The sequence below is a fragment of the Variovorax sp. P1_H12_2 genome, assembly GCF_056405335.1.
Map to the genome: position 1 here is coordinate 1 of NZ_JBFUCI010000487.1, position 4,369 is coordinate 4,369.

Sequence of the window (4,369 nt, forward strand, 5' to 3'; positions counted from 1 at the left end):
GCCCAACCTGGGGGCGAGCAACAATCAAGCTGCGGCTTGCAGCGTCGGCTTGGCCGGGCTGCCGGAAGCGGAGGTGCCGAAGCTGATCTCGCCCGACAGCTGGCCGCCTTCCTCGACGATGATCTTGCCGTAGCGGATCTTGCCGGTGACCTTGCCGGTCGAATGGATCACGAGCTTCTCGCGCACGGTCAGGTTGCCGTCGAACAGGCCGCGGATTTCGGCGATGTCGATCTCGGCCGAGCCCTTGAAGGCGCCCTGCTCGGCGATCTGCATGACGCGCGAATCCATCGTCGCTTCCACCAGGCCTTCGACCACCAGCGTGTCGCAGTCCGTGATCTCGACGCCCTTCAGCTTGATGTTGGGACCGACGGTGAGCTTGCTGCCGCCTTCCTTGGCGACGCTGGCCGCCGCGTTGGCGGCCTGGGTCGTGAGACTCGACGGATTGACGGGAGTGCCCGACAGATTGGTGCTCGAACCCATCAACGGCGCGGGACGGGAGGTGAGATTTTCAGCTTCGCGATCGCGCTTGCCGAAGAAGGGGGACTGTGTGGCCAATGGGGAACTCCTCAAAACGTCTATCGTAAGAACCCCATTTCGCCCCAGGGCACTTCATTGCGCAAGAGGCGTAACTGAATAAATCTGGCGGGGGCGCCATTTGCGAACTTTCGCTCTCTCTTTGCAGATCCGGCTGCCATTGTGCCGGGGCGCGGGGCTCAATCTTGCAGCCAGGCGACGCGCCCTTGGGCCGCATCGCCGACCCTGGCGACGAACGCGTCCGCCGCCGGCTCGGGCAGGCTGAAGTCGAAATGGACCATGGTCTCGTGGCGTACCCCGTCGAGCGTGGCACCGACCGCCGCGATCTCGCGCCGCAGCAGGCCCTCGAGCGCATAGGGCACCTCGCAGTGCAGCGAGCGCTGGCGCACCAGGGGCACGAGCGGGGCATCGATCAGCGTCTGGGCGATGCTGTCGGTGTAGGCGCGCACCAGCCCGCCGGCGCCGAGCTTGACGCCGCCGAAATAGCGAACCACCGTCGCCAGCACCCCTTCGAGATCGTGATGCCGGAGCACTTCGAGCATCGGTCGCCCGGCGGTGCCGCCCGGCTCGCCGTCGTCGTTGGCTGCTGACTGTCCGCCCGCCATCAGGGCCCAGCAGACATGCGCCGCCGCGGGGTGCTCGCGCCGCAGCGAATCGACCACCGCCTGCGCAGCGGCGCGGTCGGCCACCGGCTGGACGCAGCCGATGAAGCGGCTCTTCTTGATGATCAGCTCGCTGTGGCGCACAGCGTCGAGAGTGAATGGCATGGCTTCGAAATATGCCCCAGTCCAGGAACACCGCGGAACCGGCTTCGCCGGGCCGCTGGTGTTGCCCCCGGTAGGGGGTGGGCGGGCTACACGAAGTGAGCCCAACCTGGGGGGGAGCCCTACCCTCTCTCGAACTTGAAGACGGCGGTGCTGGCGCGCGCATTGGGCAGCCAGCGCACCTCCTGCCCGTCCTGCAAGCCGAAGGCATCGAGCACGCGCAAGCGGTTCTTGCGTGCCAGCACCTGGAAATCCTTGAAGGTGCCGACGCGGATGTTGGGCGTGTCGTACCACTGGTAGGGCAGCCGGCGCGTCACCGGCATGCGACCGCGCGCGATGCTGATGCGGTTCGGCCAGTGCGCGAAGTTGGGGAAGGCGACGATGCCGATGCGTCCCACGCGCGCGGTCTCGCGCAGCATCACTTCGGCATTGCGCAGATGTTGGAGCGTGTCGATCTGCAGCACCACGTCGAAGGAGGCGTCGTCGAACATCGCGAGCCCTTCGTCGAGGTTGAGCTGGATCACGTCGACGCCGCGCCGCACGCATTGCAGCACGTTGCCGTCGGCGATCTCGACGCCGTAGCCGCTGCAGCCGCGCTCACGCTGCAGCAGGTCGAGCAGCGCGCCGTCACCGCAGCCGAGGTCGAGCACGCGTGCACCTTCGGGAACGAGGCGGGCGATCAGTTTCTGGGTTTCGGTATCGCTCATAGGTCAACCTCCGTGCTGCGCACTGCGGTGCGAGCTCGCTTGGAGCGGTCCGGCGCGGCGCTCATGGGGCTGCGACTCCATTCGGTGCGCTCGCGATGCGATCGAAGTAGGAACGCACCACGCTCATGTAGCGCACGTCGTCGAGCAGGAACGCGTCATGCCCATGGGGGGCGTCGATCTCCGCGTAGCTCACGTTGCGGCGGTTGTCGAGCAGGGCCTTCACGATCTCGCGGCTGCGCGCCGGCGAGAAGCGCCAGTCGGTGCTGAAGCTCACCAACAGGAACTTGGCGCTGGCCTGGGCAAGTGCCGCGCGCAGGTCGCCGCCGAAGGCGCGCGCCGGATCGAAGTAGTCGAGCGCACGGGTGATCAGCAGGTAGGTGTTGGCGTCGAAGTACTCGCTGAACTTGTCGCCGTTGTAGCGCAGATAGCTCTCGATCTGGAACTCCACCTCCTGCGTCGAATAGAGGAACTCGGTGTTCGCGGCGCTGCCCTCGACCGCGCTGCGTAGGGCGCGGCCGAACTTCTCGTTCATCACGTCGTCGCTCTGGTAGGTGATATGGCCGATCATGCGGGCGATGCGCAGGCCGCGCCGCGGAATCACGCCATGCTCGTAGAAGTGGCCGCCATTGAAGTCGGGATCGGTCACGATCGCGCGGCGCGCGACTTCGTTGAACGCGATGTTCTGCGCCGTGAGGCTCGGCGCGCTGGCGACCACCACCGCGTGCTGCACCCGTTCGGGGTACTGGAGCGTCCACGACAGCGCCTGCATGCCGCCGAGGCTGCCGCCCATCACCGCCGCCAGCCGGCCGATGCCGAGCGCATCGAGCAGCGAGGCCTGGGCAGTGACCCAGTCCTCCACCGTCATCACCGGGAAGTCGGCGCCGTAGGCGCGGCCGGTTGCGGGGTTGTCGTGCATCGGTCCGGTGGAGCCGAAGCAGGAGCCCAGGTTGTTGATGCCGATGACGAAGAAGCGGTCGGTGTCGACCGGCTTGCCCGGCCCGATCATGTTGTCCCACCAGCCTTCGGATTTCGGCTGGCCCGCATAGACGCCGGCGACGTGGTGGGACGCATTGAGCGCATGGCAGACCAGCACTGCGTTGCTGCGATCGGCGTTGAGTTGGCCGTAGGTTTCGTAGGCCAGCGTGTAGTGGCTGATCGATGCACCGCTTCGCAAGGCCAGCGGGCCGGCGAACTGCATCGATTGCGGAGTGACGACGAACGACATGATGAAAAAGACCCGGCCTCGCCAAAAACGAGCCGGGTCCGGCATCCGTCTTTAGCTGCATTTGTTAAGCGCCCGCAAGCTGGAGCAAATCGGCGCGTGGCGGAAGTATATGCCGCTCAACTCCAGCCGATCAACGCGACGACACCGAGGACCAGGAAGATGGCGGCGGAGATACCGTGGACGAACTTGATCGGCACGCGCTTGACGATCCGCTCGCCGAGCCAGACGACCGGCGCATTGGCCAGCATCATGCCCAGCGTGGTGCCCATCACCACCCATGCATAGGCGTCCACGTAGCGGGCCGCGAGCATCACGGTGGCGATCTGCGTCTTGTCTCCCATTTCGGCGAGGAAGAAGGCGAGCACCGTGGTGCCGAAAACGCCGAACTGCGATGACTTGGGCACGTCGCCTTCGTCGATCTTGTCGGGAATCAGCATCCACAGCGCCATCGCGATGAAGGAGCCGCCGAGGATCCAACGAAGGACGTCGGCGCCGAGGAAATGGGTGACCCAGTTGCCCACCGCGCCGGCGAGCGCATGGTTCAGCACGGTGGCAGTGAAGATGCCCAGCACGATCGGCCAGGGCTTGCGAAATCGCGCCGCCAGGATGAGGGCGAGCAACTGGGTCTTGTCGCCCATCTCGGCGAGCGCGACCACACCGGTCGCAACGAAAAAAGCTTCCATGAGAAAAAGGGACTCCGACGGCCGAAAGACGCAATTGACCGTGCAACGCCTTCGGCCGAATCCCGAAGTCGCACGGTCAAAGGTCTCGCCAGGCTGCACGCTGCTTGCGCCATGTCCTGCACGGGGCAGGACAAGTCTGTTGACGCAAACCCTTCTCGCGATGGAAGGCGGCTACTCCCCAATGACCCGCAGATTGTAGCGTGTCCGCGAGCATCTATGTATGCAAGCACTCACACCAACGCCGGTCATGGGGTGCGGGGATGAGTGCAAATTCCTACTTGCATTCGACTCATTTCACCCATAATGCACAAGCCTTCCTTCAAAATTCAGGGGGCAAAACGGTGATCGGTCAGTTTCGCGCAACTCGGCGGATGTTCCGTCGGATTGCTGCTCTCGGGACTCCATCGCTTTTCTTGATGTGTTTATAGGAGTCCCTTGATGGGCAACAAACTGTAC

At 64.9% G+C, this 4,369-nt stretch carries 5 protein-coding genes and 1 riboswitch; all 5 genes read right to left on the reverse strand.

Translation table 11 applies throughout. The features are described from left to right. Positions 1 to 24: 24 nt before the first annotated feature. Positions 25 to 555: a bactofilin family protein gene (locus AC1D2K_RS30715; protein ID WP_478093715.1), complete on the reverse strand. Its 531-nt coding sequence runs from the start codon at positions 553 to 555 to the stop codon at positions 25 to 27. A 158-nt stretch (positions 556 to 713) separates the two neighbouring features. Further along, the gene (locus tag AC1D2K_RS30720; RefSeq protein WP_478093717.1) at positions 714 to 1,301 is read right to left on the reverse strand and encodes an IMPACT family protein; all 588 of its coding nucleotides are present in this window, start codon (positions 1,299 to 1,301) and stop codon (positions 714 to 716) included. Positions 1,302 to 1,420: 119 nt separating this feature from the next. Next, the gene (gene metW, locus AC1D2K_RS30725; protein WP_478093719.1) at positions 1,421 to 2,005 is read right to left on the reverse strand and encodes a methionine biosynthesis protein MetW; all 585 of its coding nucleotides are present in this window, start codon (positions 2,003 to 2,005) and stop codon (positions 1,421 to 1,423) included. Between the two features lie 61 nt (positions 2,006 to 2,066). Then, entirely contained in the window at positions 2,067 to 3,230 is a 1,164-nt protein-coding gene (gene metX / locus AC1D2K_RS30730) for a homoserine O-succinyltransferase MetX (protein ID WP_478093721.1), read from the reverse strand. Between the two features lie 116 nt (positions 3,231 to 3,346). Further along, positions 3,347 to 3,913: a TMEM165/GDT1 family protein gene (locus tag AC1D2K_RS30735; RefSeq protein WP_478093722.1), complete on the reverse strand. Its 567-nt coding sequence runs from the start codon at positions 3,911 to 3,913 to the stop codon at positions 3,347 to 3,349. A gap of 15 nt (positions 3,914 to 3,928) precedes the next feature. Continuing rightward, positions 3,929 to 4,105: riboswitch (yybP-ykoY riboswitch) on the reverse strand. Positions 4,106 to 4,369 lie beyond the last annotated feature (264 nt).